Raw genomic sequence first — 25391 nt, 5'->3', positions numbered from 1 at the left:
CAAAAATTGACCTTGGGGAAGGACAGATCAAAAAGGTAAAAACAATCGGAGACAGATGGAGCTTATTCCAGCAGGTGAATTTCAACAATAATTCACAGCCGCATTATGTGCTCATAACTCCGGAAGGGAAAGTGATCAACAACCCCGTTTCAGGGTATATGCCCAAAGAGGACTTTAAAAAATTCCTCGAATGTGGAGTCAATTTCTATAAGAAAAGTAAATAAACTTTACTTTAACTATATACAAGCCTTATCAATTAAATTGATAAGGCTTTTTTAATGCATCAACTTTAACACTAATTAAGGTTAACATAACAACAAAATCATTAAAATATTATCATTTTGAAATTTTAGGTACAAACTTTGTATAGATTCTTCAAAATCACGATCGGATTTTTAAAGTTTTCATTAAATACCGTTTAACATTAAAAAAAACTAATCATGGCAGAAGTAATTGCACAAGAGAAACAAGGCGGCAAACAAAAGAAAAAAATGATCAGAGTAGATATGACTCCTATGGTAGACTTGGGATTCCTGCTTATCACCTTCTTTATGTTCACAACCAATTTCACAAAACCTAACGTAATGGATCTGGGACTACCGGCAAAAGACCACAACCCTATTCCTAGAAATATTCCGGTAATTGGAGATAAAAATCAGGTAACATTCATTCTCGGAAAAGATAACCGCGTATTTTACCATCAAAGCAATGCAAATGATTTAAATACCGATAATCTTAAAGAAACAGATTTCAGTGGAATAAAAGTTTCAAAAATTATTAATGAGGCTTATAAAAAAGCTCCGGTTCCTGAAAATTTTACCGTGATCATCAAACCAACAGATGAAGCCAACTATAAGAATTTTGTAGATATGCTGGACAATCTCGCTATCGCCAAAAAGGAACGATATGGTGTGGCAGATATCAAGCCTTGGGAAACAAAGGTTTACAAGGAATTAACACAATAAAACACAAAGGGCATTTTTAAAATGCTCTTTTTTTGTTTACATTTGAAAGGGAAATTGATTGCAGTAAGTAAACTGTCATCTTATTTTTTTAACCTTTTAATTTGGGAATCATGCTGAACTTTGAAAGAAAAGGAAACGGAAAAGAAACATTAGTCCTCCTGCACGGATTTATGGAAAACCTTTCCATCTGGAGCGATATGGAACCTCACCTTTCCAAAGATTTTTCACTGCTGAAAATTGACCTTCCGGGCCACGGGCAGTCTGAAATACTGGGAGACATTCATACGATGGAGCTTATGGCAGAAGAAGTGAAAAAAGTACTGGATGACCAGAATTTAGAACGAGTACATGTACTGGGACATTCTATGGGCGGCTATACATCACTCGCTTTTGCAGAGAAATACCCAGAATCCTTAAAAAGCCTGACTTTATTTTTCTCCACTTATTTTCCGGATGATGAAGAGAAGAAACAACAACGTATTAAAAGCTACAGAATCATCAAGGATGCCTTTGCGCACTATGTCAGAGCCGGAATCCCAAACCTGTTCAATCCAAACGAAAGAGATATTCTGGAAGGAAAAATAGAAACCGCTCTTGAAACCGCTCTTTCCACCCATAACATGGGTGCACTTGCCTGCGTGAAAGGAATGGTGGAAAGAACTGATAAAAAGCACATTATGGAAAATCTGGAAGCCAAGATCTTAGTACTGGCAGGAAAACATGATAATGCCGTAAAAACCGATACCATGATTAAGCATCTTCCGGACAGAACCAATATAAAATCTTATATATTAGACTGCGGTCATAATGGTCATTGGGAAAAGCCGGGTATCTGTGCTGAAATCATCAATACTGAACTTCTTCATAATCTTCCTAAAAAACTGGTTTTATAACCCTTATCTTCATCGTGAGTTTAAACCATTGTTTATAAAAAAATCCTGTATATTAGTAGAAGAATACGATACATAATGGGTTTATTCTCTTTCAAAAAAAAGAAACCACCGGTTATCGGGCTTACACTTTCAGGCGGAGGAATGCGTGGAATTGCCCATATTGCCGTACTGAAAGCGCTGGAAGAATATGATCTCAAGCCTCACATTATTTCAGGAACAAGTGCTGGTTCTATTATTGGTGCCTTTTATTCATTCGGGAAAACGCCGGATGAGATGATGGAAATTGTAAGACAAACTTCTTTTTTTTCCAGATCTGCTCTGAAGCTCTCCAAAAACGGAATTTTCAGCTCGGCTTTTATTCTAAAATTATTCAAAGACTATTTTCCGGAGGATAACTTTAGCATTTTAGAAATTCCTATTTATGTTGCGGCAACAGAAATGACTCATGGTATTGTCGATTTCTTTTCCGAAGGTGAACTTTTCGGGCCTTTGCTGGCTTCATCAAGTGTTCCTTTTATTCTTCCACCTGTAAGAATCGGTGAAAAAATTTATGTGGATGGTGGAGTTCTGGACAACCTTCCTATTGAACCCATTATAGATAAATGTGATTTTCTGATTGCTTCTCATGTTAATTCAATCAGTTATGATGAATTAAAAAAGATGAGCCTGATGAAAGAATTCGACAGAATTCTCCACCTGGCCATTGCAAAATCCGTGTATTCTAAAGTGAAATACTGCAATATATTTCTAGATCCTCCTAAAATGACGAAGTATAGTCTTTTTAGCAAGAAATATATGGATGAGCTGTTTCGGCAGGTCTATGAGTATACTTGTGAAGAGCTGGAAAGCAAAGGATATCGTAAGGATATGGGGCTTGAGGAAGCTGAGAGATTTGAAGAATCATAAATACAGACAACAAATCAACATTCCTATGATTTATTCATTATTCAGCCCCCTTATTCTTTACATATTCTCTTCCTCCACTTTTTTCTTGAACGTTTCAATTGTTCCTGATAAAGATTCGTATGATTTTCCTCCGGCTGCATTAATGTGCCCTCCTCCATTGAAATACTTTCTTGAGAACTGATTCACATCCACATCATCTTTACTTCTGAATGAAATTTTAACAAAATCTTCATACAGGTCTTCCATAAAGAATGCAGACATTTTTACGCCGGCAATGCTTAATCCGTAATTTACGAAACCTTCCGTATCTCCTTTCTGGAAACCAAATTCTTTCAACTCGTTTCTTGTAAGACTTAAAACGGCAACTGTTCCATTATTCACTACTTCAATTCTTCCCAGCACCAAAGCCAGCAAATGAAGACGGGAAACCGTATTCGTATCCCATGTATTGGACGTGATCATCGCAGGATCTGCTCCGTTTTCAATAAGGTTTGCTATAATTCTGTGCGTAGTTGCACTGGTAGAACGAAAACGGAACCCGCCGGTATCAGTCATTATCCCTGTATAAAGGCATTCCGCCATATCCTGATTCACCAGTTTTTCATCATTCATTGCTTCAATGAAATGATAGATCATCTGAGAAGTTGCGGGGATTACCGTATCGGAATATACAAAATCAAATTGTTCCGGCTGCTGATGGTGATCGATAAGAATTTTCTTACCTTCAGCTTTTACCAGCCAGTCTCCCAGCAATCCTATTCTTGACGGAGAATTGAAATCCAGGCAAAAGATAACGTCTGCTCCTGCAATCATATCAGCAGCAATTTTTCTTTTATACTCGGCAATGATCACTTTTTTAGCCTCTGGCATCCACTTCAGAAATTTTGGAAAATCATTAGGTACAATAACCTCAGCATGAATTCCTTTGGCTTTCAGATAATGTTTCAATCCCAAACTGGAGCCAATAGCATCCCCATCCGGATTGTAATGGGTAAGAATAACTATATTATTTTCTGGCTTAAGTAATGTATTGATCTCTAAAAGTTCTGCTGGTGTAAACATCCGGTGTTTATTTTCGTTAAAATTAAAGTTTTCAAAGATAGAGCTTTTATATAAATCATTTAAATATTATTTTTGTACCGGGAATTGGGTTTCTCCATAAGGGTTTATAAATGTTTGAGTAAAAAACATCCCATATAATTTTAAAAAAAGATAATTAAAGTTTGCAACTTATAAAATTTTCTATATCTTTGCAACCTGAAAATTAATAGATTAATTACGATTTAAACATATAGTAATGAGTAAAAGAACATTCCAGCCATCAGAAAGAAAGAGAAGAAACAAACACGGTTTCAGAGAAAGAATGTCTACGCCAAATGGAAGAAGAGTTTTGGCTGCGAGAAGAGCTAAAGGCAGAAAGAGATTAACTGTAAGTGCTGCACGCGCTAAGAGATAATTTCTACATTATCATATACAAAACATGCTTGAGAAGTTCCTTTTCAGGCATTTTTTGTTGTTAAAATTTACTAAAATTAGAGTCTGATAGACTTCTTTTTTCTATTTTTAAAGATTGAAATTTTTTTGTTAGAAACAGCCTTTAAAATTACATTATGCCACATACAAATATCTCCGGAGATAATATCATAAGTTTACAGCACGCAAAGATTGCGCAAAAAAGCTTTACTGTTCTTTCTGATGTAAATCTTAACATTAAAAAAGGTAGATTTTGCTATCTTATCGGAAAAACAGGTTCCGGAAAAAGCTCTCTTTTGAAAACGCTTTACGGACATATTCCATTGGCGTCCGGACATGGAGCTGTTGTAGGGTTCGACCTGGCAAAATTAAAGCCGTCCGATATTCCCAATCTAAGAAGGAAGCTAGGAATTGTATTTCAGGATTTCCAGTTACTTTCTGACAGAACGGTTGAAAAAAATCTAAAATTCGTTCTTGAAGCAACAGGATGGAATGATAAAGTAAAAATAGAAGACCGCATCAATGAGGTTTTGGGAAGCGTGAACATGAAAAGCAAAAAGCACAAAATGCCACACGAACTTTCCGGAGGAGAGCAACAACGTATTGCCATCGCGAGAGCGCTGCTTAACCACCCTGATCTTATCCTGGCAGATGAGCCTACAGGAAACCTTGATCCGGAAACCTCGAATGAAATTATGACCTTACTGAAGCAGGTAGCCCTTGAAAACGGAGCTGCAGTGGTAATGGCAACACATGATTACCACATGATCCAAAACTTTCCCGGAGAAGCCATCAGATGCGAAGATGGAAAAGTATCCGTGTTAGATACGGCAGAATTGTTCGAGTAAGAAGATTCAAAGCAACGGAAGCCCTAGCTTTTATTAAAAACATGAAACTCTTTGGTGAGTTCAAGATATTGGTCCGAGTATTGTCTCGGACTTTTTTCTATAATGAATTCAGATTCCTGAAGCTCTTTTTCCATGGGAGAAAACTCAAGAACTAATCTTTTCGGTTTTGAATTTTCAATTCCTTTGATATCAACTTTTCGGTTTAGATACAATTGATTTTCGATCGCAATGGAAATGAAAATATCTCCGGCTTCTACAGGAATAATCACAGAAAACAATCCACTTTCTGACAAAAGCTGAGCTGCTTTACTGACTAACTGCTTAAAATTTAATTCCACAGTCTGGCGCGCGATCTTATCTTTATCAGATCCGGATTCTTCAAAATAAGGAGGATTGGAAACAATGAGATCAAACTTATATTCTGTTTCAAAAGTTTTAAAATCCTGATGCTTATTTTTTAATCTTGTACGGAAAGGTGAATTTTCAAAGTTAAGTGTTGTAAGTGCCACAGCTTCTTCATTAATATCAAGTCCAAAAAAATCAGCATTTGGATTTCTTTGTGCCAGCATCAGTGAAATCAACCCTGTCCCTGTTCCTACTTCTAAAATATGGGAAGCAGATTCAACATCCGCTAAAGCCCCAAGCAGAACCCCGTCTGTTCCTACACGGAAGACGTTTTTAGACTGCTGAATTTCAAATTGCTTAAACTTAAAAGACTTCACTATAAATTGGTAGGCAGTGTAATAATAAATGTTGATCCCTTTCCTACTTCTGATTTCACAGAGATCTCACCTTTGTAATCCTCAATCATTTTTCTCACCATAGATAACCCAAGTCCCATTCCGCTATTTTTGGATGTAAAGTTAGGCTCAAAGATTCTTTCATACATATTTTCAGGAATCCCTATTCCGTTATCCTGAACGGAAATAATTACTCTTCTCTGGTGCTGTTCCACATCTACATTAATGATCAGTTTTCTTTCATCACTTTCCGCCTGTTTTGCATTGGTTACAAGATTGGTAATGATTCGGGAAAGGTAAATCCTATCCATATTGATCATAATATTACTCTTATTGGCATGCATGAAAATACTATCATCATTGAATACACGAAGAATGTCTTCAACTTCTGTATTCAAATTGATCACTTCATTATTTTTTTCAGGAAGTTTTGCAAATTCAGAGAAGGCAGAAGCTACCGTAGCAATAAGATCAATCTGATCTACCATGGTTTTACTCATCAACTTAACTCTTTCTCTGATATTCGGATCTTCGGGATCAAATTTTCTTTCGAAATTCTGAATGGTAAGCTTCATTGGGGTAAGTGGATTTTTCACTTCATGAGCAACTTGTTTGGCCATCTCTCTCCAAGCCTCTTCAGAAGCTTTAAACCTAAGCCTTTCTTTCTGATCCTGAATCTGAAGAATCATTCTGTTATAAGCTCTGGCTAAAGCGTTGAGCTCGTCATTTTTATAGTATCTGATAGGCCGCATTTCATTTTCAAACAATGTAATACGCGTGATCATATCAGAGAATTTTGTAATGGTTTTTGCGAGGCTGTTGGATGTTACCCAGCTGATCCAGATGCTGAATAAAATAAGGAAAATATCCACCAGAAGAATATATTTTACATACTGGTGAAGCACCTCAAGATAAGCAGATTCATTATGATATAAAGGAATATAAACAATCCCGATAGGTTCAAGCTCATTATTTTTCAGCAAAAGATATGAAGAGGTAACCTTGGCATCTTTAGCGGCATCATACTTCACCATATCCACTCTTGCATCGGTAGATAACATTTTATTTACGATCTCCATAGGAATCGTTTTCTGATCTACCAAAGCTTCATCTTTGCTGGAAAGCAGGTAATTCCCCTTTAAATCGTAAATAACAATTTCATGCTGATTGATATCTGCTATTTCGAAGATCTTATTTCCTAAAACCTGTGGAAGGTCTTTTGTTTCTATAAGAGTCTGGCTTACCGCATAATCCAGATATCGCATTACAGCATTCGTCTTATCCTGCATATCAATATTACTCTGCTGAAGAGAATGATTCCTCAACACGAAATAAGGAACTAACGATGTAGCTACAACACTTAAAAAACATACCAGTAGGAAACCGAAAAACACACGGTTCCTTAAGCTATATCCTTTATACTTATTAATTGACATTCTACTTTTTAATTAACCTAGCAATATACTTACCAATAATATCGAATTCCAGGTTTACTTTATCACCAATTTTCAAATGCTGCATGTTGGTAAATTCCCAAGTATAAGGAATGATGGCTACAGAAAATTGTGCATCTTCGCTTTTAGCAACGGTAAGACTGATTCCGTTTACCGTGATTGATCCCTGAGGTACAGTTACAAAACTCCCATCATTTTCATATTTCATGGTAATAAAATAACTTCCGTCTTTATTCTCAATACTTACTACTTCACCGGTTTTATCCACATGTCCCTGAACAATATGACCATCCAGCCTTCCATCCATTTTCATGCAACGCTCAAGGTTGACAACGGTGCCCAGCTCCCACTTCCCAAGATTAGTTTTTTCCAGGGTTTCGTTAATCGCTGTAACCACATATTGATTGTCTTTGATTTCAACAACAGTAAGGCAACACCCGTTATGGGCAAGGCTCTGATCAATTTTCAGTTCGTTGGTAAAAGGGCATGTAAGGGTAAAATCTATATTGCTTCCTTTTTCTTCAATCTTCTCAATAACACCAACTGCTTCAATAATTCCTGTGAACATATTATTTTTTGCTAAATTTGTAAATTATAATCTTCAAAGATAATCAAAATGAGCCCAAAAAACCATAAAGTACGAGTAGGAATTTCAATCGGTGATTTCAACGGCATCGGCCCGGAGATCATTATGAAGTCTCTGAAAGACAAAACTATTACGGATTTTTTCACTCCTGTAATTTTTGGTTCGGGGAAATTATTCACTTATCAGAAAAATATTTTCAAGCTGAATCTTAATTTCAACTATGTTAATGAAGCTTCACAGGCGCAGGCCGGGAAACTCAACATGGTTAATCTTACCAAGGAAAATGCTAACGTAGAACTAGGCGTTCCTACAGAAGAGTCTACAAAAATGGCGATTGATTCTTTGGAAGCAGCTACAGAAGCTTTAATGAAGGGAGATATTGATGTTCTTGTAACAGCACCCATCAATAAAGATGAAATGGTAAAAATGGGCTTTAAGCATGCTGGGCATACGGGATATTTTGAAGAGAAATTCAGCAAAAAAGGATTAATGTTTCTTGTAACTGAAGATCTTAAAGTGGCCGTTTCCACCCATCACATCCCTATCTCACAGGTGGCTGAAAATATTTCCAAAGAAAAAATAAAAAAGCAGATCAGGGTATTAAACCAGACTCTTGTGGAGGATTTCTGTATTCAGAAGCCACGAATTGCCGTATTGGGATTAAACCCGCATGCAGGAGATGGCGGCGTGATAGGCAATGAAGAAATTGAGATCATCAGCCCTGCTATCAAAGAACTTTCTGATAATGGTATACTTACCTTTGGCCCTTTCCCGGCAGACAGCTTCTTCCAACCAGGAAAATACAAAAATTTCGATGCTGTTCTGGCTATGTACCACGATCAGGGATTAGCTCCTTTCAAAACATTGGCTTATGAAGAAGGGGTAAATTATACGGCAGGACTTCCGTTCATCAGGACTTCTCCGGACCATGGAGTTGCTTATGATATTGCAGGAAAGAACGTTGCCGATGAACAGAGTTTTACAGAAGCGATTTTCACTGCTATTAAAGTTTTCAAGAACAGAAGTGAATACAGCGAACTGATGAGTAACCGCCTGCAGCCGAGAAAAATGGCTGTAGACAACGGAATAGATGAAGATCTACCGGAGGAAACTGAAGCATAAATCTTTAAAACAAATTTTAAATTAATTTGTTTCAGATTTTATTTGTTATTATAAAAAAAATGCATATTTTTGCACACTCATTTTATGGACAAGTTAAGAAACTATGACGTAAGCTTTTCCGGACTTAAAAACGGAAAACACGAGTTCAAGTTTGAGATAGATAAAACGTTCTTTCAATTATTTGATACTGAGCAGGAATTTACAAATCCCAGAATAGAAGTACATGTCTTTTTAGATAAACACACTACTTTTCTGGAGTTTGAGATCAAAATAAAAGGTTGGGTTGAGCTGGTTTGTGATATTACAAATGAAGACTTTGACTACCCTATTGAGAATGAGATCAAGATTCTGGTGAATTTCGGGGAAGAATACGATGACAGCAATGAAGATGTCATTACAATTCCTACCGCAGAGCATGCTTTCAATGTAGCACATTTGATTTATGAAAATGTAATGCTTTCTATCCCGATGAAAAAGATTTCGCCGAATGTAAGTGATGAAGATCTTAAAATTCTTGACCAGTTCAGTCCTAAAGATATTGAGGTAACTGAAGAAGAAGAACATGAAAGTGACCCTAGATGGGATGCTTTGAGAAAATTAAAAGACAATAATTAAATAGAATAATTTAAATATGATGAGATGATGAATCTCATCGCTCATCAATTAAAAAAGTTATTAGAAAATGGCACATCCAAAGAGAAGACAATCGTCTACAAGAAGAGATAAGAGAAGAACTCACTACAAAGCTGTAGTTCCTCAATTAGCTAAAGATGCAACAACAGGAGAGCTTCACCTATACCACAGAGCTCACTGGCATGAAGGAAAACTTTACTACAGAGGTAAAGTAGTATTGGAAAAAGAAGTAGCTGCTACTGAAGAAAACTAAGAGACGCTTTTCGCTGAAAAAGCCTCATTTTAATACAAAAACCGCCCAATTTTGATAAAATTTGGCGGTTTTTTGTTGTTTTTTACGTTTTTTTGGTATCTTTGGATCAAAATCAAATATCAAATTTATGGACATTAAAGACATACAAAATCTTATCAAGTTTGTATCTAAAGCTGAAGTTTCAGAAGTGAAGTACAAGACTAAAGATTTCGAAATCACTATTAAAACTCCATTAGCTGGAAGCGATGCTGTTTATGCACAACCTGCAGTATACCACACTGCTCCACAGGCGGTAGCTGCTCCGGCACCTGTTGCAACTCCAACTGCTGCACCTGCTGCTGAGAAAGCTGAAGCTGCATCTGACGACAGCAAATATATAACGATTAAGTCTCCAATGATCGGTACTTTCTATAGAAAGCCATCTCCTGATAAAGACGTATTTGCAAATGTAGGAGACGAAGTTTCTGTTGGTAAAGTAGTTTGCGTTATTGAAGCCATGAAATTATTCAACCAAATCGAATCTGAGATCAGCGGAAAAATCGTTAAAATCTTAGTGGACGATGCTACACCGGTAGAATACGACCAACCATTATTCTTAGTAGATCCATCTTAATTTAGAAGTTAGATGTTAGACATTAGATGTTAGATTAAATTCTACATTAAAATAACATTATCTAATTTTCAAATTATCTAATTTTCAAATTGAAGAAGATGTTCAAAAAAATATTAATAGCCAATCGTGGCGAAATTGCAATGCGTATTTTACGTACTTGTAAAGAAATGGGAATCAAAACTGTTGCGGTATACTCTACTGCTGATAAAGACAGTCTTCACGTAAGATTTGCTGATGAAGCGGTTTGTATTGGCCCTGCAATGAGTAAAGACTCCTATCTTAAAATCCCTAACATTATTGCGGCTGCGGAAATTACCAATGCTGATGCAATTCACCCAGGTTACGGGTTCTTATCTGAAAATGCTAACTTTTCAAGAATCTGCCAAAAGAATGGTATCAAATTTATTGGTGCTTCTCCTGAGCAGATTGAGAAAATGGGAGATAAAGCTAATGCTAAAGCTACCATGAAAGCTGCCGGAGTACCATGTGTACCAGGTTCTGACGGATTGATCGAATCTTACGAGCATGCAGTGAAAACAGCTGAAGAAACAGGATATCCTGTAATGATCAAAGCAACTGCCGGTGGTGGTGGAAAAGGGATGAGAGCTGTTTGGAAAGCTGAAGACCTTAAAGACCACTGGGAATCTGCAATTCAGGAAGCAGTAGCTGCCTTTGGAAACGGAGGTATGTATATGGAAAAACTGATTGAAGAGCCTAGACACATCGAAATTCAGGTTGCCGGTGATCAATTTGGTAAAGCTTGCCACCTTTCAGAAAGAGACTGTTCTGTACAGAGAAGAAATCAGAAATTAACTGAAGAAACACCTTCTCCTTTCATGACAGATGAACTTCGTGAGAAAATGGGTGATGCTGCTGTAAAAGCTGCTGAATTTATTGGATACGAAGGGGTAGGAACTATCGAATTCCTTGTAGACAAACACAGAAATTTCTATTTCATGGAAATGAATACAAGAATCCAGGTAGAGCACCCTATTACTGAGCAGGTAATTGATTATGACCTGATCAGGGAACAAATTCTTCTTGCTGCGGGAACTCCTATTTCAGGAATCAACTATTACCCGAAATTACACTCCATCGAGTGTAGAATTAATGCAGAAGATCCATATGCAGATTTCAGACCATCTCCGGGAAAAATCACAGGATTAAACATCCCTGGTGGACACGGAATCAGAGTAGATACTCACGTGTATTCCGGATACAGTATTCCTTCCAATTACGACTCAATGATTGCTAAGCTTATTACTACGGCTCAAACCCGTGAAGAAGCTATTGCAAAAATGAGACGTGCCCTTGAGGAATTCTATATTGAAGGAGTAAAAACAACGATTCCTTTCCACAGACAACTGATGGACAATGAAGATTATCTTGCAGGAAATTATACAACAAAATTCATGGAGGATTTTGTAATGGATAAAAAATATGATAATCACTAAGATTATTATTCCCATACAGAAACAGGCGGTTCAATGAACCGCCTGTTTTTTTATAAATCATAAAATTCTTCACTGTCTTCACTTAGCCATCCCTTTTTCCCGTTTTCATCTTCAAAACGTGCGAAACGGTTTTTAAGATCTTCTAATTTTTTATACTTGACTTTTACATTGTTCAAGCGTATAGACCTTGGAGAAAACAACCCTACTTTCCCTTTATCATAAAGCTTATAATAAGTATCCTGAAGTAAATTATTATTTTCTGCCGCATCCGGATTTCCTCTAAAATTGAAAGATTCTATATAATTCCCTCCTAAAGTAAGGAGGTCAATTTCTGATTTGAAATCCTCAATACGATCATAGCTCAGATCTATTCCATCGGACGGAAATTGATCAATATTCCAGCCATAAGCGGAGCATTGATTATCCAGGCAGTTAGAATTGATTACTTTCAGCCTTTCCCTGTTATTTTTTCTACTTTTCATAAAAAAATAATATGAGCTGGGAACACTGCCTGTGACAACAAAAGAACTGTCTGTCCTATTCAAGTAGCTGAGTTCACCATATCCTTTTTCATCAATATCCACAGACTGGCTGTTGTTAAGCGTAACTTTATCTTCAGAATAACCATCACTGATATATCTATAACCATATACATCTGTTTTTCTACTGATACTAAAAGTATTGCCCTTGAGCCTTACAGCTGAACTGACACTCATTCTCCTAGTTGGAATATTGCCACAGGTACTGAATAATCTCCATAGAGATACAAACTCAGATTTTTTTGCCTGCTGATAAATATTATCCATTATCTTAATCTCATTCCTATCAAGCACTGCATATGTCAGAACTCCTTTTTTGTATATCTTTCTTTCTTCCCCACTATCCAAGTTTCTCATTTCTTCCATTACATGTAAAGGAAGAATCTTTCTGAATCCTTTTTCCATAATTTTATTACCGAAAAAATCATAGAAATACCAAAGTCCCTTGTTTTTTACAAGGATTGCATCAGTTGCAATATAAATCTTTTCATAGGCTGACGGAAGCACTTCAATACCGTTCACTGTTGTTACTCCATACCGATAAAATGACTCGTTGGCATCTCCCGGTGTGCTTACAATTTTCACCAGCGTCTGACAATCTCTGCTGGCAAAATTTTTGTCTGTAAACTTCACTTCTGCATCAGGAAAAATATTCTGCAAAATTTTATCTTTCTGAAAAAGATGCATCTGACCGTCCATAATAAAAAAAGTTTTGCCATCAACCTGAAAAATAGTATAAGGTGAAGCATCGTTATCTGTTATCCGGTTTGATGGCGTAATCACATCTCCGCTGAAATTAAACGAAGGGTAATCTTCTTTTAAGAATCCAGAACCATAAAAACAAAATTTTGAAACCTCCCCACTCTTTTTATTCCTCACTGTAAATGGTTTATTCACAAGATATCTAAAATCTTCAGGGGCATCCGTATTCACAGAACTCAGAAGAACCGACTCTTTATAGATTTGTTTGATCTCCTCTTCTGAAGGAACAAAAGTCTCCGAATTCATTCCCATTTTATTGTAATTGGCAAAATAATATTTTCTCAAAAAAGAACCGTCTGCCATGGGTGTATAAATAAAAAAATGCGTACTGCTCATCACGAGGTATTTCTTTTCCTGTGCATGCAGCGGCAACATGATTAAAAGAAAAAACAGGAATATGTTTTTTTTCATTTTCAGGGTATTTGTTCGAAGGGTAAAAATACACTTTTAATCAATGTCTCAATGCATTATGTTTTTATATATTCATCTCATTAATATTGCGTAAATTTGTACAAAACCGAAACATATGTCAACAGCAGAAAAAACAAAAAACTCACAGTATTTTATTGACCTTGAAGACAAACATGGAGCACACAATTATCACCCTCTTCCGGTAGTTCTGGAGCGTGGAGAAGGCGTTTTCGTTTGGGATGTAGAGGGCAAGAAATATTATGACTTTCTTTCAGCATATTCTGCTGTAAACCAGGGACACTCCCATCCTAAAATTGTTGGAGCATTAGTAGAACAGGCACAAAAACTTGCGCTGACTTCCCGAGCTTTTTACAATGCTAAATTAGGAGAGTATGAACAAAAAATAACGACTCTTTTCGGGTTTGATAAGGTTTTACCCATGAATTCCGGAGCTGAAGCTGTGGAAACGGCTGTGAAACTTGCCAGAAAGTGGAGCTACGAAGTGAAAGGAATTTCCGAAAATGCAGCAAAGATTATTGTTTGCGAAAATAACTTCCACGGAAGAACAACAACCATTGTTTCTTTTTCTAATGATCCTGATGCCAACCAGAATTACGGACCTTTTACCCCCGGATTCATCAAAATTCCATACAATGATATTGCAGCATTGGAAGAAGTGCTTAACAATGAAGCCGACAATATTGCGGCATTCCTTGTAGAGCCAATCCAAGGAGAAGCCGGAGTATATGTTCCGGATGAAAACTTCCTGAAGAATGCTTCCGAACTGTGTAAAAAACATAATGTTCTTTTCATTGCAGATGAAGTTCAGACCGGTATTGCCAGAACAGGAAAACTGATTGCTTGCCACCATGAAAATGTACAGCCGGATATTTTGATTCTAGGAAAAGCCCTTTCCGGAGGAATGTATCCTGTATCAGCTGTTTTAGCAAATGATCATATCATGAATGTAATCAAACCGGGGCAACACGGTTCTACATTCGGAGGAAACCCGATTGCCTGCGCAGTAGCCGTAGCTGCTTTAGACGTAGTGGAAGAAGAAAAATTATCTAAAAGAGCTGAAGAGCTTGGAAAATTATTCCGAGCTGAAATTGAGAAATTAATAGAAAAAACCGGCCTTATTACCAAAGTAAGAGGAAAAGGACTTCTAAATGCTATACTGATTAACGACACTCCTGAAAGTTCTACCGCATGGAATCTTTGCTTACAGTTAAAAGAAAACGGATTGCTGGCTAAGCCTACTCATGGTAATATCATCAGATTAGCACCTCCGTTGGTTATTACAGAAGAGCAATTACTGGATTGCGTGAAAATTATCGAAAAGACAATTCTCGGGTTCAAATAAAATGACTCTTTCTCTTGCAATCATTACTTATAATGAAGAAGAAAATATCGTAAGACTTTTAGATTCGCTGGAAGATATTGCCGATGAAATTATTATTCTTGACAGCTTTTCCACAGATCAGACAAAAGAGATTTGTACTCAAAAATATCCTCACGTAAAATTCTTTGAAAAAAAATTTAATGGGTATGGTGAACAAAAAAACCATGCCCTTAATTTATGCTCTCATGAATGGATCCTTTTTTTGGATGCTGACGAAGTTCCTGATGAAAATCTGAAAAGAGCCATCCGGAAAATAGTCTCTTCTGAAAACGCTGAATTTAATGTGTACAAAGCCAAATTCAACAATCATCTTGGGAGTCACCTGATTAAATTTGGAGGATGGGGAGATGTATGCCGTGAAAGATTATTCAGGAAAAAGTACGCGAAGTATTCTGATGACAAAGTTCATGAATTTTTAATTACCGATCAGAAATCCGGTCTTTTAGATGGCAAGCTGGATCATTATACCTACAAAAGCATTCATCATCATGTCTCAAAAATCAATAAATATTCTGATATGATGGCTGAAAAAATGTTTGAAAGAGGAAAAAAAATCAACAGGTTTAAAATCATTGTGAGCCCAACTTTTGAATTTATCAAGGTATTTGTTTTCAAGCTTGGCTTTCTGGATGGATTTCCTGGATTTTATATTGCCAAGACAATGTCTTATTATACCTTTTTAAAATATATTAAACTGCGTGAAAAGGTAAGACTGTTAGAAATTGAAAAAAATAAGGTAAAATAATATGGTCTTATATCTTATTCTTATTGTATTGATGGTATTTATCGTCGTATATTTCCGCCTTTATCTTTTTGTTTTTCCCGGCAACAGGCTGGTTATCCTTATGTACCATCAGGTTGAGAAGGAAAGTCATGAAGATCTTACGGTAAGTTTACACAACCTTGAACAGCAGTTCTCTTATCTAAGCCAAAAATATACATCTTATTTTTTTTCGGAACTTCATCTTACATCAAAAAAGAATATAATAATCACTTTTGATGACGGATACAAAAATAATTTTGAATTTCTACCTCCTTTACTAAAAAAATATAATCTGAAAGCCACTATTTTCATCCCTACAGGATTTATTGAAAAAGGATATAAAAACTATCCAATGATGACCTTTGATGAAATCAGAAATCTGGATAAAAATCATTTTGAGATTGCGCTTCATAGCCATTCCCACGAAAATTTAAAAAACGTTTCTGTTGATTTTTTAGAAAAAGATCTAAAAAAGAATATGGAGATTCTTGATGCGGAAAACATAGAATATTCAAGGGTTTTAGCATATCCGTATGGTAAATATCCTCAAAAAGAAATAGAAAAATCTGCTTTTTTTTCTATTTTAAAAAAAATAGGAATTGAATTTGCAGTAAGAATTGGAAATAAAGTGAATTATTACCCTACTCAGCATCCATATGAGCTGTGTAGAATTGATATAAAAGGCAAAGATTCGTTAATAAAATTCAAATTAAAACTTATCTTTGGCAGATTAAAACTATTTTAAAAAAACAATTTTAAGGAAGTATTTGCGTACTTCTCTATCAAACAAAGCGTTGTGATGAATATAAGTGGTTTGATCATAACATACAATGAAGAAAAAAATATACGGGACATCCTTGAATGTTTTGATTTTTGTAATGAAATAATCATTGTAGACTCATTCAGCACGGATAAAACCGTAGAAATTGCACAGAAGTTCTCTCATGTAAAAGTGATTCAGAATACATTTGAGGATTTTACAAAGCAAAGAAATATCGCCTTAGATGCTGCAACAAATGACTGGGTATTATTTTTGGATGGAGATGAAAGAATGACTCCTGAACTAAAACAGGAAATCATAGATGAATTGAATAACCCTCAAAAAAAAGATGCTTATTATTTTTACAGAAAGTTCTTTTTTGGGCAAAAACCAATTCACTTTTCGGGAACTCAGTCAGACAAGAACTTCAGACTTTTCAGAAAATCGAGAGCCAGATACATCGCAGGGAAAAAAGTACATGAGACCCTGGAAGTAAATGGAAAGATCGGGATTTTAAAAAATAAATTACTTCATTACTCCGTTTCAGATTATGAGTCTTACAGAAAGAAAATGATTCATTACGGAGTTTTAAAAGGAAAAGAACTGGCTGCAAAAGGGAAAAAGTACAGTGTTTTAGTTCAATATCTTAAAACAGCTTTTAAATTCTTCAAAGCCTATATAATGAGACTTGGTGTTTTAGACGGAAAGGAAGGCTACCAGCTTTCTTACCTTCAATCCTTAAGTGTGTTTGAAACCTACGAATCATTAAAAAAAGAGCAAAATTAGTTGAATGAAGATTTGTATCATTAGTTATGATTTTTGGGATTATGATAAGTATATTGTTGAAACATTATGCAAACGGGGTATTGATGCTCATCATATAAAGATCAGCTCTGTCACGCATTCCAATTTCAATGAAAGAGCTGTAAATGCGCTCAGCAAAACCTTTTTAAATAAAAATCTTAAAACTGAAAAGAGACAGAAATACGTTCTGGATTCTCTCGAAAAATTAGGTTATCAGGACCAGATACTGGTGTTAAATCCTGATACCTTTGACCTTTCTACTCTTAATAAGATCAGGAGATATACAAAAAGACTTATTACTTATCTTTATGATAATCTTGAAAGAGTTCCTGTGGAGGATAAACTCTATCTTTTTGATAAGGTTTTCTCCTTTGATCATATAGATGTCAAAAAACACGGATTTGAAAAAATAACAAACTATATCTATCTTCCTTATACACCAAAAGAAAGACAGCATCCTGAAATGGACCTTTTCTATATTACCTCATATGACAATAGAAGAGTTTCATTAATTAAACTTATTGCAAAAAAGCTTATCGAACAAGGGCTGAAATTCCAGATTATGATTATTGGAAAAAAATCTTGGAAACATCAGCTGACCAATATCTTCATCAAGGTTCCTAAAAATCTTTTTTTGATTTTCAGTATCAAAAAGATCCCTCATCATGATCTTCCCAAGTATTACAAGAACTCTAAAGTATTACTGGATCTGATGCGGGAAGGACAATACGGACTCAGCTTCAGGGTTTTTGAAGCAATGTCTCTCGAAAAGAAAATCATTACAGATAATACAACCATTAAAACCTATGATTTTTATAATCCTAACAATATTCTGGTTTTAAACGAGGATCTTGGTAATCTTGATCAGTCTTTTTTTGAAAAGCCTTATGAAAAAATTCCGGAAGAGATTTATAACAGATATACACTGGACCATTGGGTTAATATTATTTTTGAATTAAAATCATGACAATTTCTGTAGCCCTCTGTACTTATAACGGAGAAAAATTCATTAGAGAGCAGCTTGATTCTATTCTGGATCAGACTAAAAAAGCAGATGAAATTATTGTTTGTGATGATGGGTCTACAGATTCTACCCTTTCTATTCTGGAAGAGTATCAAAATAAATTTCCCGATGTTATCAAAATTTCCCGCAACGAGAGAAATCTGAGAAGTGTAAAGAATTTTGAGAAAGCAATTGCTCTCTGTACCAAAGAACTGATATTCTTAAGTGATCAGGATGACATTTGGGAGCGCAATAAAATACAGCAATACTCTGATTATCTGGAAAAACATGCAGAAATATCTGTTGTATGCTCAAACGGATTCATCATTAACACGGGCAGTCAAAAGCTTGATCAATATACGGTTTGGGACGTTCCTGCCTTTCTGAAGGAAAAAAAATATGAAGTGAATTATGGTGAAATCATCTCTTTTGTTTCTAATATTGCTACGGGAGCCAGCATGGCGATAAGAAAAGATTTTATTAAAAGTATTCTTCCATTTCCTGAAGTTAAAGGATTCCATCATGATGAATGGATTGCTTTAATCGCTGCCAATCAAAATAAATTTGGTTTTTTAGATGATAAGCTCTTCAGTTACAGATACCATGAAGATCAACAGGTAGGCGGCGTTTTTGTTGAAAAAAATGAACAGGAAAAAAATGCACTGTTAGAGAAATTTCAAGTAAATACTGATGCTAAAAGTACCAAAGCAAAACTGTCATTTTTAAAAAGATTAAAGCGTAGAGAGAAAAAATTACAGGAAGTATATCTATTTACTCATCATACAGCCATTCAGGAATATTTACAGATAATCCAAATAAAAAAGACTGAAGCTACTCAACAATTACGTTCTCATAACTTCAGCCTTTTCATATTATATAAGCTTCTTGGAAAAATCTAGCAGGATTATTTCTGCTTTTTCCTGTTTCTGAAATACATTTTAATATTAAAGATCAGCATAATCAGTTTACTTTTTCTCATCACATAGAGATCGCGCTTCATTTTTTCACTTTCTATAAACAGGCTGATCAGTTCATTCTTTAAAAGATTAGGTTCAAAACTAATATGCTGTATGGTATCATTTACCAGCTCCCCGATTCGTTTCACAGAGAAATCATGAAGTATCGTCTGCTGCCCTTTAAGAGCGAGATCTTTTACAGTTTCTGAATTTTCTTTTACCATCTTCATCAGTTCTGAAGCATGATCTACGTTAGGCTCAGACCATATGGTATTGCTGTCATAGTTGATAATTGAAGAATCTATTTTAGTCTTTTTAAAATCAACAAGGAAACTATTATCTGCATTCATAAACTGCAGGTTTCCGGAATAATTTGTTGCAATCACAGGTTTTCCGAAAAACATAGCTTCTGCCATAGTAAGACCGAAACCTTCAGACCTATGCAGGGAAACATAAGCATCACAGCCTCTGATGATCTTATGCAGCGTCTGCTTATCATAAATCTGTTCTACAATTTTTATATTCTGATAACCTTTAATACTGGATTCAAGCTGCTCTCTTTCTTTTGTGAACCTTGCAGATTTTGATGTTTTAATGGTTAGAAAAACGCTTTGGTCATTTTTTTCAAAAGCCTTCTTAAATGCACTGATCAGATTCAGCGTATTCTTTCTTTCCAGTGTACTGTTATAATCAAACATGAAAAAGAAATTGAAAGCATCCTTCTGATAAAAAGTATCGGCCTCCTGATCTGCTTCATCATCTACTTCAATTTCTATCGGGTAAGGAATTACATGAACAGGAATATTCAGATACTGGGCAAGGATATCCTTACAATATTGAGCAGGAACCCATATTTCATCATAGAAACTAAGATTATCAATATATTCCTGTGGAATATATTCAGATTCCCAGTTAAGGTAAAAAATGTTATACTTATTTTTAAAAAAATCTTCCGGATAATGTATTAATATCTTTTTACCTTCCGATGGGCCCAGCAAAACCAGATTCACATCATGAACAGCTTCATTATTTAAGTTTTTAAAGGTATCATCATTATGCCTGTGATTAGTCTTAATATCATAGTTAATTAATGAAACCGGAATTTCGGCTTTATTTAATGCTTTAATAATTAATCTTACCGCCTCACCTAAGCCAAACTCACCTCCGATAAAACCAAATACATTTACTCCTAATTTTTTTTCCATAGTGAAATATATAATTCCGTCTTAAAATAAGTATTTTGCTGCAAAGATAATCGTTTTTGTATATTTTGATTCTGTGTTTATTGAAAAAACGTACATTTGCAAAAATTGTCAATTAGTTTATATGAAAAAAGCAATTATTACGGGGATTACGGGTCAGGATGGAGCATATTTATCCCAATTATTGTTAGAAAAAGGGTATGAAGTTTTTGGAACTTACAGAAGATCGAGCTCAATGAACTTTTGGAGAATAGAAGAGCTTGGTATCCAGGATAATCCCAATTTGCATTTATTAGAATATGATCTGAATGATCAGACAAGTAATATAAGATTGATTGACAAGGTACAGCCGGATGAAATTTATAATCTGGCGGCACAGAGTTTTGTAGGGGTATCTTTCGATCAGCCTTTATCTACGGCTCAAACTACAGGGATTGGAGCTTTACACTTATTGGAAGCTATCAGAATTATCAATCCTAAGATAAAGTTTTATCAGGCCAGTACTTCAGAAATGTTCGGAAAAGTACAACAGGTTCCTCAAACTGAAGAAACTCCTTTCTACCCAAGAAGCCCGTATGGTTTTTCTAAACTGTTCGCGCACTGGGCAACTATCAACTATAGAGAAAGCTATGATATATTCGGAGTAAGCGGTATTTTATTCAACCACGAATCACCACTTAGAGGAAGAGAATTTGTAACGAGAAAGATTACTGATGCCGTTGCAAAGATTGCATTAAAAAAACAAAGCATTTTAGAGTTAGGAAATTTAGATGCTCAGAGAGACTGGGGGTATGCTAAAGAATATGTGGAAGGAATGTACAAAATGCTTCAGTATAAAGAGCCGGAAACATTTGTGTTGGCAACAAACAAAACTTTTACGGTAAGAACTTTTGTTGAACTTTCCTTTAAGCAGATTGGTATCGATATTATCTGGAAAGGTACCGGTGTTGATGAAAAAGGATACAACAAAGATACTAATGAATTACTTGTAGCCATTAATCCAAATTATTTCAGACCTGCAGAAGTGGAACTGTTAATTGGTGACGCCAAAAAAGCGAATGAATTGCTGAACTGGATACCTCAGACCACTTTAGATGAATTATGTTCTATTATGGTAAATGCTGATCTAAAAAGGAATGAAAATGGATTCTCTTTCTAAAAAAGTTTTAATTACAGGAATTAACGGTTTTACAGGAAAATATCTTTCAGACCACTTTTCTTCTCAGGGACATGATGTTTTCGGAATTGTGAACAACAAAAACACTTCTGAAAAGAATATTTTTTCCTGTAATCTATTAGAAAAGGAGAAATTATCTCAAATTATCAATGAAATACAGCCAGATATAGTAATACATTTGGCTGCTATATCGTTTGTAGGACATCCTGTAACAGAGGATTTTTATACGGTGAATGTAATTGGAACACAAAACCTTTTGGAAGCCGTAAAAACTCACTGTGCAGCAAATATTGAAAAAGTAATATTGGCCAGCAGCGCTACCGTATATGGCAACCAGAGTCATTATGAACTTTCAGAAAGCATGTGCCCTAATCCTAATAATCATTATGGGATCAGCAAACTTGCAATGGAGCAGATGGCGAAAAATTATTTTGAGGCTTTGCCAATCATTATAACAAGGCCTTTCAATTATACTGCTCCGGGACAGGACATTAATTTTGTAATCCCAAAAATCACGAAAGCTTTTAAAGAAAAGAGCAAAACAATAGAACTTGGAAACATTAATGTTTTCAGAGAGTATAATTCCATTGATTTTGTTACCGAATGTTATTATAAGCTGGCCACAAGTGATTACAGGTCGGAAATCGTGAATATTTGCTCCGGAAATACTTATTCATTGGAAGAAGTTCTGGATCTGTCGTCAAAGATCACCCATCATACTTTAGAAGTTCTGGTTAACCCGAACTTCGTTAGAAAAAACGAAATATTCAAGTTATCGGGAGATCCTACCAAACTGTATACAATGATTGACCTGGGAAACAAAAAGTTCGATCTTCAGGAGACACTAAGTCTTTTCTTGTAGAGCTATGAATTAAGAATCTTCTTAATTTTTAAATAATCTCTCATCTGATAAGACTCTCTCCATATTCTGAACTTTTTATAATATTTTTTCCTTTTCAAACCGAGGAAAGATTTTTTCACATTCATATCTTTTAAGGCATACTCAATCTGATCTTCAGTGAAAGTTTTGGTTGTATAAATATGCAGATTGCCTTTTCTGTAATAATTCTTATTGAATTTTTCTGCAATAATCTTCAAAGATTTTTCAGTGTAAAAGGCAATATGCTGACCCGTTTCCTGGGAAATGTATACCCAGTTTTCAATATCTTCTGTTTTCTCCGGAACTACTTCTGTAGAAAAGATAAGCTGATCCGAATATTTTAAAATTCCCTCAATCCCCTCAAGAGGTACAGGCAGATGTTCAAATACTTCAAAAGCGGTCACAACATCAAACTTTTCCGTACCTGCATCTTCTATATTGAAATAATTGGCAAAAATGTTCGGACAATACACATCCTGTCTGTAAAAATCGTATCCGATATCTCTCATAGATCTTGCAAAAAGCCCATAACCACCGGCATAATCAAGAAATATTTTCCCTTCATTGAAACATGAGTCAATTATTTTAGTCACATTCTCCACTAAAAATGTGTTTCTGATCAGCATTCCTATATCCAAAGAAGTAATTGCATTATTGTAAGCCTCTGCAAGCCAGAAAGGTTCATCAGTCTGCACAAAACCGCAATGTATACATTGATGATAGCTTACCTGATATTTACACAAAACTGTTTTCTCAAATATTTTGTGAGAATCCTGCTGACAGATTTTACAATTCATTAAAATTTAATTTTTCCAAAAATAGACTTTTTTTAATATTGTCACCTAATACAACAGATATACATTAAAAATTTCATCATAAAATACAATACTACATTTTAAAGGAATCCCTTTATGTAGGGTATTTTTTTCTAAAATTGAAAAGTATCATATTAACATCTGTCTATAAGAAAAATTAACATCAAAAAAATGCTAACACTCTTGTATAAATCATCCTGTAAACGCATAATTTTAAGTAAATTTGCAAAAATTTTAATTGAAATGGAGAAAGTAAGAGTACGTTTTGCTCCAAGTCCTACAGGACCTTTACATTTGGGAGGCGTAAGAACCGCATTATATGATTATCTTTTTGCTAAAAATCAAGGAGGAGAATTTGTATTAAGAATTGAAGATACAGATACCGCAAGATATGTAGAAGGAGCTGAAGAGTATATTGAAGAAGCACTGGAATGGTGCGGAATCATCCCGGATGAAAGCCCTAAGAAAGGAGGAAAGTTTGCTCCTTACAGACAGTCTGAAAGAAGAGATATTTATGACAGATATACTGAGCAGATCTTAAATACAGATTATGCGTATATGGCCTTTGATACTCCGGAAGAATTAGATGCCATCCGTGCAGAATTCGAGGCTAATGGAGAAGTATTCTCTTATGATAATAAAACCAGAAACCGTTTAAGAAACAGCCTTGCCCTTTCTGAAGAAGAAGTTCAGAAATTGCTTGATGAAAAAACGCCTTATGTGGTAAGATTCAAAATGCCGGTAGACAGAGTATTGAATCTTGAAGACATCATCCGCGGAAAATCTTCTGTTAATACCAATACATTAGACGATAAGGTGCTGGTAAAAAATGATGGGATGCCAACCTATCACTTCGCCAATATCATTGATGACCACGAAATGGAAATTTCTCACGTGATCCGTGGTGAAGAATGGCTGCCTTCTCTTGGATTACATACTTTATTATATGAAGCAATGGGTTGGGAAGCTCCTCAATTTGCTCATCTTTCTTTGATTTTAAAGCCAGATGTTTCGGCATTAATCAATAAAGATAATATTGACGGGATCACAAAATCTTTTACGGATGAATTTGTGGCTAAAAACAGTCAGTTTTCTTTCGAAGAATCAGAACCTATTATAAAATCATTCTTCTCTGAAGTAAAAAGCCCGAGATTCAAGTCAATGCTGGGAGAAAATGACAAGGACAATCCGTTAACTGCTGCTGTAAAGCAATTTTTAAAGAAAGGACTTTCAGGAAAACTGAGCAAAAGAGACGGTGACAAATTTGGATTCCCCGTATTCCCGCTTGATTTCAAAGATCCTTCAACGGGCACAATCTCTAAAGGATACAGAGAAAACGGCTATCTTTCTGATGCTTTCATCAATATGGTAGCCTTATTGGGATGGTCTCCTGCAGATGACAAAGAAGTTCTTTCTTTGGATGAAATGGCAAAAGAGTTTGATCTTCATAAAGTACATAAAGCAGGTGCAAGATTTAGTAAGGAAAAATCAGAATGGTTCAACCATCAGTATATTCAGATGAAGTCTGATGAAGAGCTTCTTCAGATGCTTAAAAATACGGGACTTGATCTTTCTGGTGCTTCAGATGAAAAACTGTTAAAAGTAATCCCTCTGATGAAGGAAAGAGCTACTTTCCCGAAAGACATCTATGAAAACGGGAAGTTCTTCTTTGAAGCTCCGATATCTTATGATGAAAAAGCGTCTAAAAAAGCTTGGAACGAGGAAACATCTGCAATTTTAGGTGAATTGGCTGCAACTCTTGAATCTACAGACTTTGCTGCTGAAACATTAAAGCAGATGATGCATGATTTTGCGGAAAACAAGGGGCTGGGAATGGGTAAAGTAATGATGCCGCTCCGTTTAGCTTTAGTAGGAGAACTGAAAGGGCCTGATGTTCCGGACATTCTGGAAATCATTGGAAAAGAGGAAAGTATCGCCAGGATAAGCAATGCTATAAATAATTTTAAATAGAATTAA

At 35.5% G+C, this 25391-nt stretch carries 26 protein-coding genes and 1 pseudogene; 20 read left to right on the top strand and 7 right to left on the bottom strand.

The window, feature by feature from the left end:
* The 4 genes and pseudogenes from F3J23_RS21310 to F3J23_RS21295 form a co-directional block, all read left to right on the top strand.
* Positions 1–224 (top strand): annotated as a pseudogene (locus tag F3J23_RS21310) (protein-disulfide reductase); the annotation flags it as partial.
* A gap of 216 nt (positions 225–440) precedes the next feature.
* The gene (locus F3J23_RS21305; RefSeq protein WP_167033531.1) at positions 441–965 is read left to right on the top strand and encodes a biopolymer transporter ExbD; all 525 of its coding nucleotides are present in this window, start codon (positions 441–443) and stop codon (positions 963–965) included.
* A 110-nt stretch (positions 966–1075) separates the two neighbouring features.
* The gene (locus F3J23_RS21300) at positions 1076–1858 is read left to right on the top strand and encodes an alpha/beta fold hydrolase (RefSeq protein ID WP_167033530.1); all 783 of its coding nucleotides are present in this window, start codon (positions 1076–1078) and stop codon (positions 1856–1858) included.
* 75 nt (positions 1859–1933) lie between these two features.
* On the top strand, positions 1934–2764 hold the full coding sequence (locus tag F3J23_RS21295) for a patatin-like phospholipase family protein (RefSeq protein WP_167033527.1): 831 nt from the start codon (positions 1934–1936) through the stop codon (positions 2762–2764).
* A 57-nt stretch (positions 2765–2821) separates the two neighbouring features.
* Here the strand turns inward: F3J23_RS21295 and F3J23_RS21290 are convergent, their stop codons facing one another.
* Positions 2822–3826, bottom strand: coding sequence for a DHH family phosphoesterase (locus tag F3J23_RS21290; protein WP_167033525.1), 1005 nt, complete (start codon positions 3824–3826; stop codon positions 2822–2824).
* Positions 3827–4061: 235 nt separating this feature from the next.
* On the opposite strand from F3J23_RS21290, the gene rpmH reads away from it, so the two are divergent.
* Together rpmH and F3J23_RS21280 are read left to right on the top strand one after the other, a co-directional pair.
* Complete coding sequence (rpmH, locus tag F3J23_RS21285; protein WP_002976260.1) at positions 4062–4220, top strand: 50S ribosomal protein L34; 159 nt, start codon at positions 4062–4064, stop codon at positions 4218–4220.
* A gap of 154 nt (positions 4221–4374) precedes the next feature.
* On the top strand, positions 4375–5085 hold the full coding sequence (locus tag F3J23_RS21280) for a cell division ATP-binding protein FtsE (RefSeq protein WP_167033523.1): 711 nt from the start codon (positions 4375–4377) through the stop codon (positions 5083–5085).
* Between the two features lie 23 nt (positions 5086–5108).
* Here the strand turns inward: F3J23_RS21280 and F3J23_RS21275 are convergent, their stop codons facing one another.
* Genes F3J23_RS21275 through F3J23_RS21265 form a run of 3 tightly spaced genes read right to left on the bottom strand, consistent with a single transcriptional unit; the run spans position 5109 to position 7847 of the window.
* Positions 5109–5807: a tRNA1(Val) (adenine(37)-N6)-methyltransferase gene (locus tag F3J23_RS21275; protein ID WP_167033521.1), complete on the bottom strand. Its 699-nt coding sequence runs from the start codon at positions 5805–5807 to the stop codon at positions 5109–5111.
* The gene (locus F3J23_RS21270; protein WP_167033519.1) at positions 5807–7261 is read right to left on the bottom strand and encodes a sensor histidine kinase; all 1455 of its coding nucleotides are present in this window, start codon (positions 7259–7261) and stop codon (positions 5807–5809) included. Before F3J23_RS21270 ends, F3J23_RS21275 begins: the two co-directional genes overlap by 1 nt.
* A 1-nt stretch (position 7262) precedes the next feature.
* The gene (locus F3J23_RS21265) at positions 7263–7847 is read right to left on the bottom strand and encodes a riboflavin synthase (RefSeq protein WP_167033517.1); all 585 of its coding nucleotides are present in this window, start codon (positions 7845–7847) and stop codon (positions 7263–7265) included.
* Between the two features lie 48 nt (positions 7848–7895).
* Here F3J23_RS21265 and pdxA point away from each other — a divergent pair, with 48 nt between their 5' ends.
* From pdxA to accC, 5 genes are all read left to right on the top strand, one after another.
* Positions 7896–8987 (top strand): 4-hydroxythreonine-4-phosphate dehydrogenase PdxA, encoded by a 1092-nt coding sequence (gene pdxA / locus F3J23_RS21260; RefSeq protein ID WP_167033515.1) that lies wholly within the window; start codon positions 7896–7898, stop codon positions 8985–8987.
* An 84-nt stretch (positions 8988–9071) separates the two neighbouring features.
* Positions 9072–9602 carry a YceD family protein gene (locus F3J23_RS21255; RefSeq protein ID WP_167033513.1) on the top strand — a complete coding sequence of 177 codons (531 nt, stop codon included), beginning with the start codon at positions 9072–9074 and terminating at the stop codon, positions 9600–9602.
* Between the two features lie 67 nt (positions 9603–9669).
* A complete protein-coding gene (gene rpmF, locus F3J23_RS21250) occupies positions 9670–9873 on the top strand; it encodes a 50S ribosomal protein L32 (protein WP_002976251.1) in 204 nt (67 codons plus the stop codon).
* A gap of 127 nt (positions 9874–10000) precedes the next feature.
* A complete protein-coding gene (gene accB, locus F3J23_RS21245; RefSeq protein ID WP_167033511.1) occupies positions 10001–10486 on the top strand; it encodes an acetyl-CoA carboxylase biotin carboxyl carrier protein in 486 nt (161 codons plus the stop codon).
* Between the two features lie 98 nt (positions 10487–10584).
* A complete protein-coding gene (gene accC / locus F3J23_RS21240) occupies positions 10585–11940 on the top strand; it encodes an acetyl-CoA carboxylase biotin carboxylase subunit (RefSeq protein WP_167033509.1) in 1356 nt (451 codons plus the stop codon).
* A gap of 50 nt (positions 11941–11990) precedes the next feature.
* Here the strand turns inward: accC and F3J23_RS21235 are convergent, their stop codons facing one another.
* Positions 11991–13652 (bottom strand): hypothetical protein, encoded by a 1662-nt coding sequence (locus F3J23_RS21235; protein ID WP_167033507.1) that lies wholly within the window; start codon positions 13650–13652, stop codon positions 11991–11993.
* Between the two features lie 115 nt (positions 13653–13767).
* Here F3J23_RS21235 and rocD point away from each other — a divergent pair, with 115 nt between their 5' ends.
* The 6 genes from rocD to F3J23_RS21205 are packed head-to-tail and all read left to right on the top strand — an operon-like array spanning position 13768 to position 19283.
* A complete protein-coding gene (rocD, locus tag F3J23_RS21230; protein WP_167033505.1) occupies positions 13768–15015 on the top strand; it encodes an ornithine--oxo-acid transaminase in 1248 nt (415 codons plus the stop codon).
* 1 nt (position 15016) lies between these two features.
* Positions 15017–15799 carry a glycosyltransferase family 2 protein gene (locus tag F3J23_RS21225; protein WP_167033503.1) on the top strand — a complete coding sequence of 261 codons (783 nt, stop codon included), beginning with the start codon at positions 15017–15019 and terminating at the stop codon, positions 15797–15799.
* 1 nt (position 15800) lies between these two features.
* Positions 15801–16562, top strand: coding sequence for a polysaccharide deacetylase family protein (locus F3J23_RS21220; protein ID WP_167033501.1), 762 nt, complete (start codon positions 15801–15803; stop codon positions 16560–16562).
* A gap of 54 nt (positions 16563–16616) precedes the next feature.
* Positions 16617–17363, top strand: coding sequence for a glycosyltransferase family 2 protein (locus tag F3J23_RS21215; protein ID WP_167033541.1), 747 nt, complete (start codon positions 16617–16619; stop codon positions 17361–17363).
* Positions 17364–17367: 4 nt separating this feature from the next.
* Positions 17368–18348: a hypothetical protein gene (locus F3J23_RS21210; RefSeq protein ID WP_167033499.1), complete on the top strand. Its 981-nt coding sequence runs from the start codon at positions 17368–17370 to the stop codon at positions 18346–18348.
* Complete coding sequence (locus tag F3J23_RS21205; protein ID WP_167033496.1) at positions 18345–19283, top strand: glycosyltransferase family 2 protein; 939 nt, start codon at positions 18345–18347, stop codon at positions 19281–19283. Before F3J23_RS21210 ends, F3J23_RS21205 begins: the two co-directional genes overlap by 4 nt.
* Before the next feature lie 5 nt (positions 19284–19288).
* Here F3J23_RS21205 and F3J23_RS21200 read toward each other — a convergent pair whose 3' ends face one another.
* A complete protein-coding gene (locus F3J23_RS21200) occupies positions 19289–20545 on the bottom strand; it encodes a glycosyltransferase family 4 protein (RefSeq protein WP_167033494.1) in 1257 nt (418 codons plus the stop codon).
* A 121-nt stretch (positions 20546–20666) separates the two neighbouring features.
* On the opposite strand from F3J23_RS21200, the gene gmd reads away from it, so the two are divergent.
* Positions 20667–21701, top strand: coding sequence for a GDP-mannose 4,6-dehydratase (gene gmd / locus F3J23_RS21195; protein ID WP_167033492.1), 1035 nt, complete (start codon positions 20667–20669; stop codon positions 21699–21701).
* Complete coding sequence (locus tag F3J23_RS21190; protein WP_167033490.1) at positions 21685–22581, top strand: GDP-mannose 4,6-dehydratase; 897 nt, start codon at positions 21685–21687, stop codon at positions 22579–22581. The genes gmd and F3J23_RS21190 overlap by 17 nt, the downstream gene beginning before the upstream one ends.
* Positions 22582–22583: 2 nt before the next feature.
* On the opposite strand, the gene F3J23_RS21185 is transcribed toward F3J23_RS21190, so the two are convergent.
* Positions 22584–23396, bottom strand: coding sequence for a class I SAM-dependent methyltransferase (locus F3J23_RS21185; RefSeq protein WP_167033488.1), 813 nt, complete (start codon positions 23394–23396; stop codon positions 22584–22586).
* 261 nt (positions 23397–23657) lie between these two features.
* Here F3J23_RS21185 and gltX point away from each other — a divergent pair, with 261 nt between their 5' ends.
* On the top strand, positions 23658–25385 hold the full coding sequence (gene gltX, locus F3J23_RS21180) for a glutamate--tRNA ligase (RefSeq protein WP_167033486.1): 1728 nt from the start codon (positions 23658–23660) through the stop codon (positions 25383–25385).
* The last annotated feature ends 6 nt before the right edge of the window (positions 25386–25391 follow it).

Source organism: Chryseobacterium sp. Tr-659 (assembly GCF_011752975.1).
Lineage (GTDB): Bacteria > Bacteroidota > Bacteroidia > Flavobacteriales > Weeksellaceae > Chryseobacterium.
This window is presented reverse-complemented; position numbering and strand designations above follow the sequence as displayed.

Coding starts and splice junctions, on each gene's coding strand:
- F3J23_RS21305 (WP_167033531.1), top strand. CDS start 441: ATGGCAGAAGTAATTGCACAAGAGAAACAAGGCGGCAAACAAAAGAAA.
- F3J23_RS21300 (WP_167033530.1), top strand. CDS start 1,076: ATGCTGAACTTTGAAAGAAAAGGAAACGGAAAAGAAACATTAGTCCTC.
- F3J23_RS21295 (WP_167033527.1), top strand. CDS start 1,934: ATGGGTTTATTCTCTTTCAAAAAAAAGAAACCACCGGTTATCGGGCTT.
- F3J23_RS21290 (WP_167033525.1), bottom strand. CDS start 3,826: ATGTTTACACCAGCAGAACTTTTAGAGATCAATACATTACTTAAGCCA.
- rpmH (WP_002976260.1), top strand. CDS start 4,062: ATGAGTAAAAGAACATTCCAGCCATCAGAAAGAAAGAGAAGAAACAAA.
- F3J23_RS21280 (WP_167033523.1), top strand. CDS start 4,375: ATGCCACATACAAATATCTCCGGAGATAATATCATAAGTTTACAGCAC.
- F3J23_RS21270 (WP_167033519.1), bottom strand. CDS start 7,261: ATGTCAATTAATAAGTATAAAGGATATAGCTTAAGGAACCGTGTGTTT.
- F3J23_RS21265 (WP_167033517.1), bottom strand. CDS start 7,847: ATGTTCACAGGAATTATTGAAGCAGTTGGTGTTATTGAGAAGATTGAA.
- pdxA (WP_167033515.1), top strand. CDS start 7,896: ATGAGCCCAAAAAACCATAAAGTACGAGTAGGAATTTCAATCGGTGAT.
- F3J23_RS21255 (WP_167033513.1), top strand. CDS start 9,072: ATGGACAAGTTAAGAAACTATGACGTAAGCTTTTCCGGACTTAAAAAC.
- rpmF (WP_002976251.1), top strand. CDS start 9,670: ATGGCACATCCAAAGAGAAGACAATCGTCTACAAGAAGAGATAAGAGA.
- accB (WP_167033511.1), top strand. CDS start 10,001: ATGGACATTAAAGACATACAAAATCTTATCAAGTTTGTATCTAAAGCT.
- accC (WP_167033509.1), top strand. CDS start 10,585: ATGTTCAAAAAAATATTAATAGCCAATCGTGGCGAAATTGCAATGCGT.
- F3J23_RS21235 (WP_167033507.1), bottom strand. CDS start 13,652: ATGAAAAAAAACATATTCCTGTTTTTTCTTTTAATCATGTTGCCGCTG.
- rocD (WP_167033505.1), top strand. CDS start 13,768: ATGTCAACAGCAGAAAAAACAAAAAACTCACAGTATTTTATTGACCTT.
- F3J23_RS21225 (WP_167033503.1), top strand. CDS start 15,017: ATGACTCTTTCTCTTGCAATCATTACTTATAATGAAGAAGAAAATATC.
- F3J23_RS21220 (WP_167033501.1), top strand. CDS start 15,801: ATGGTCTTATATCTTATTCTTATTGTATTGATGGTATTTATCGTCGTA.
- F3J23_RS21215 (WP_167033541.1), top strand. CDS start 16,617: ATGAATATAAGTGGTTTGATCATAACATACAATGAAGAAAAAAATATA.
- F3J23_RS21210 (WP_167033499.1), top strand. CDS start 17,368: ATGAAGATTTGTATCATTAGTTATGATTTTTGGGATTATGATAAGTAT.
- F3J23_RS21205 (WP_167033496.1), top strand. CDS start 18,345: ATGACAATTTCTGTAGCCCTCTGTACTTATAACGGAGAAAAATTCATT.
- F3J23_RS21200 (WP_167033494.1), bottom strand. CDS start 20,545: ATGGAAAAAAAATTAGGAGTAAATGTATTTGGTTTTATCGGAGGTGAG.
- gmd (WP_167033492.1), top strand. CDS start 20,667: ATGAAAAAAGCAATTATTACGGGGATTACGGGTCAGGATGGAGCATAT.
- F3J23_RS21190 (WP_167033490.1), top strand. CDS start 21,685: ATGGATTCTCTTTCTAAAAAAGTTTTAATTACAGGAATTAACGGTTTT.
- F3J23_RS21185 (WP_167033488.1), bottom strand. CDS start 23,396: ATGAATTGTAAAATCTGTCAGCAGGATTCTCACAAAATATTTGAGAAA.
- gltX (WP_167033486.1), top strand. CDS start 23,658: ATGGAGAAAGTAAGAGTACGTTTTGCTCCAAGTCCTACAGGACCTTTA.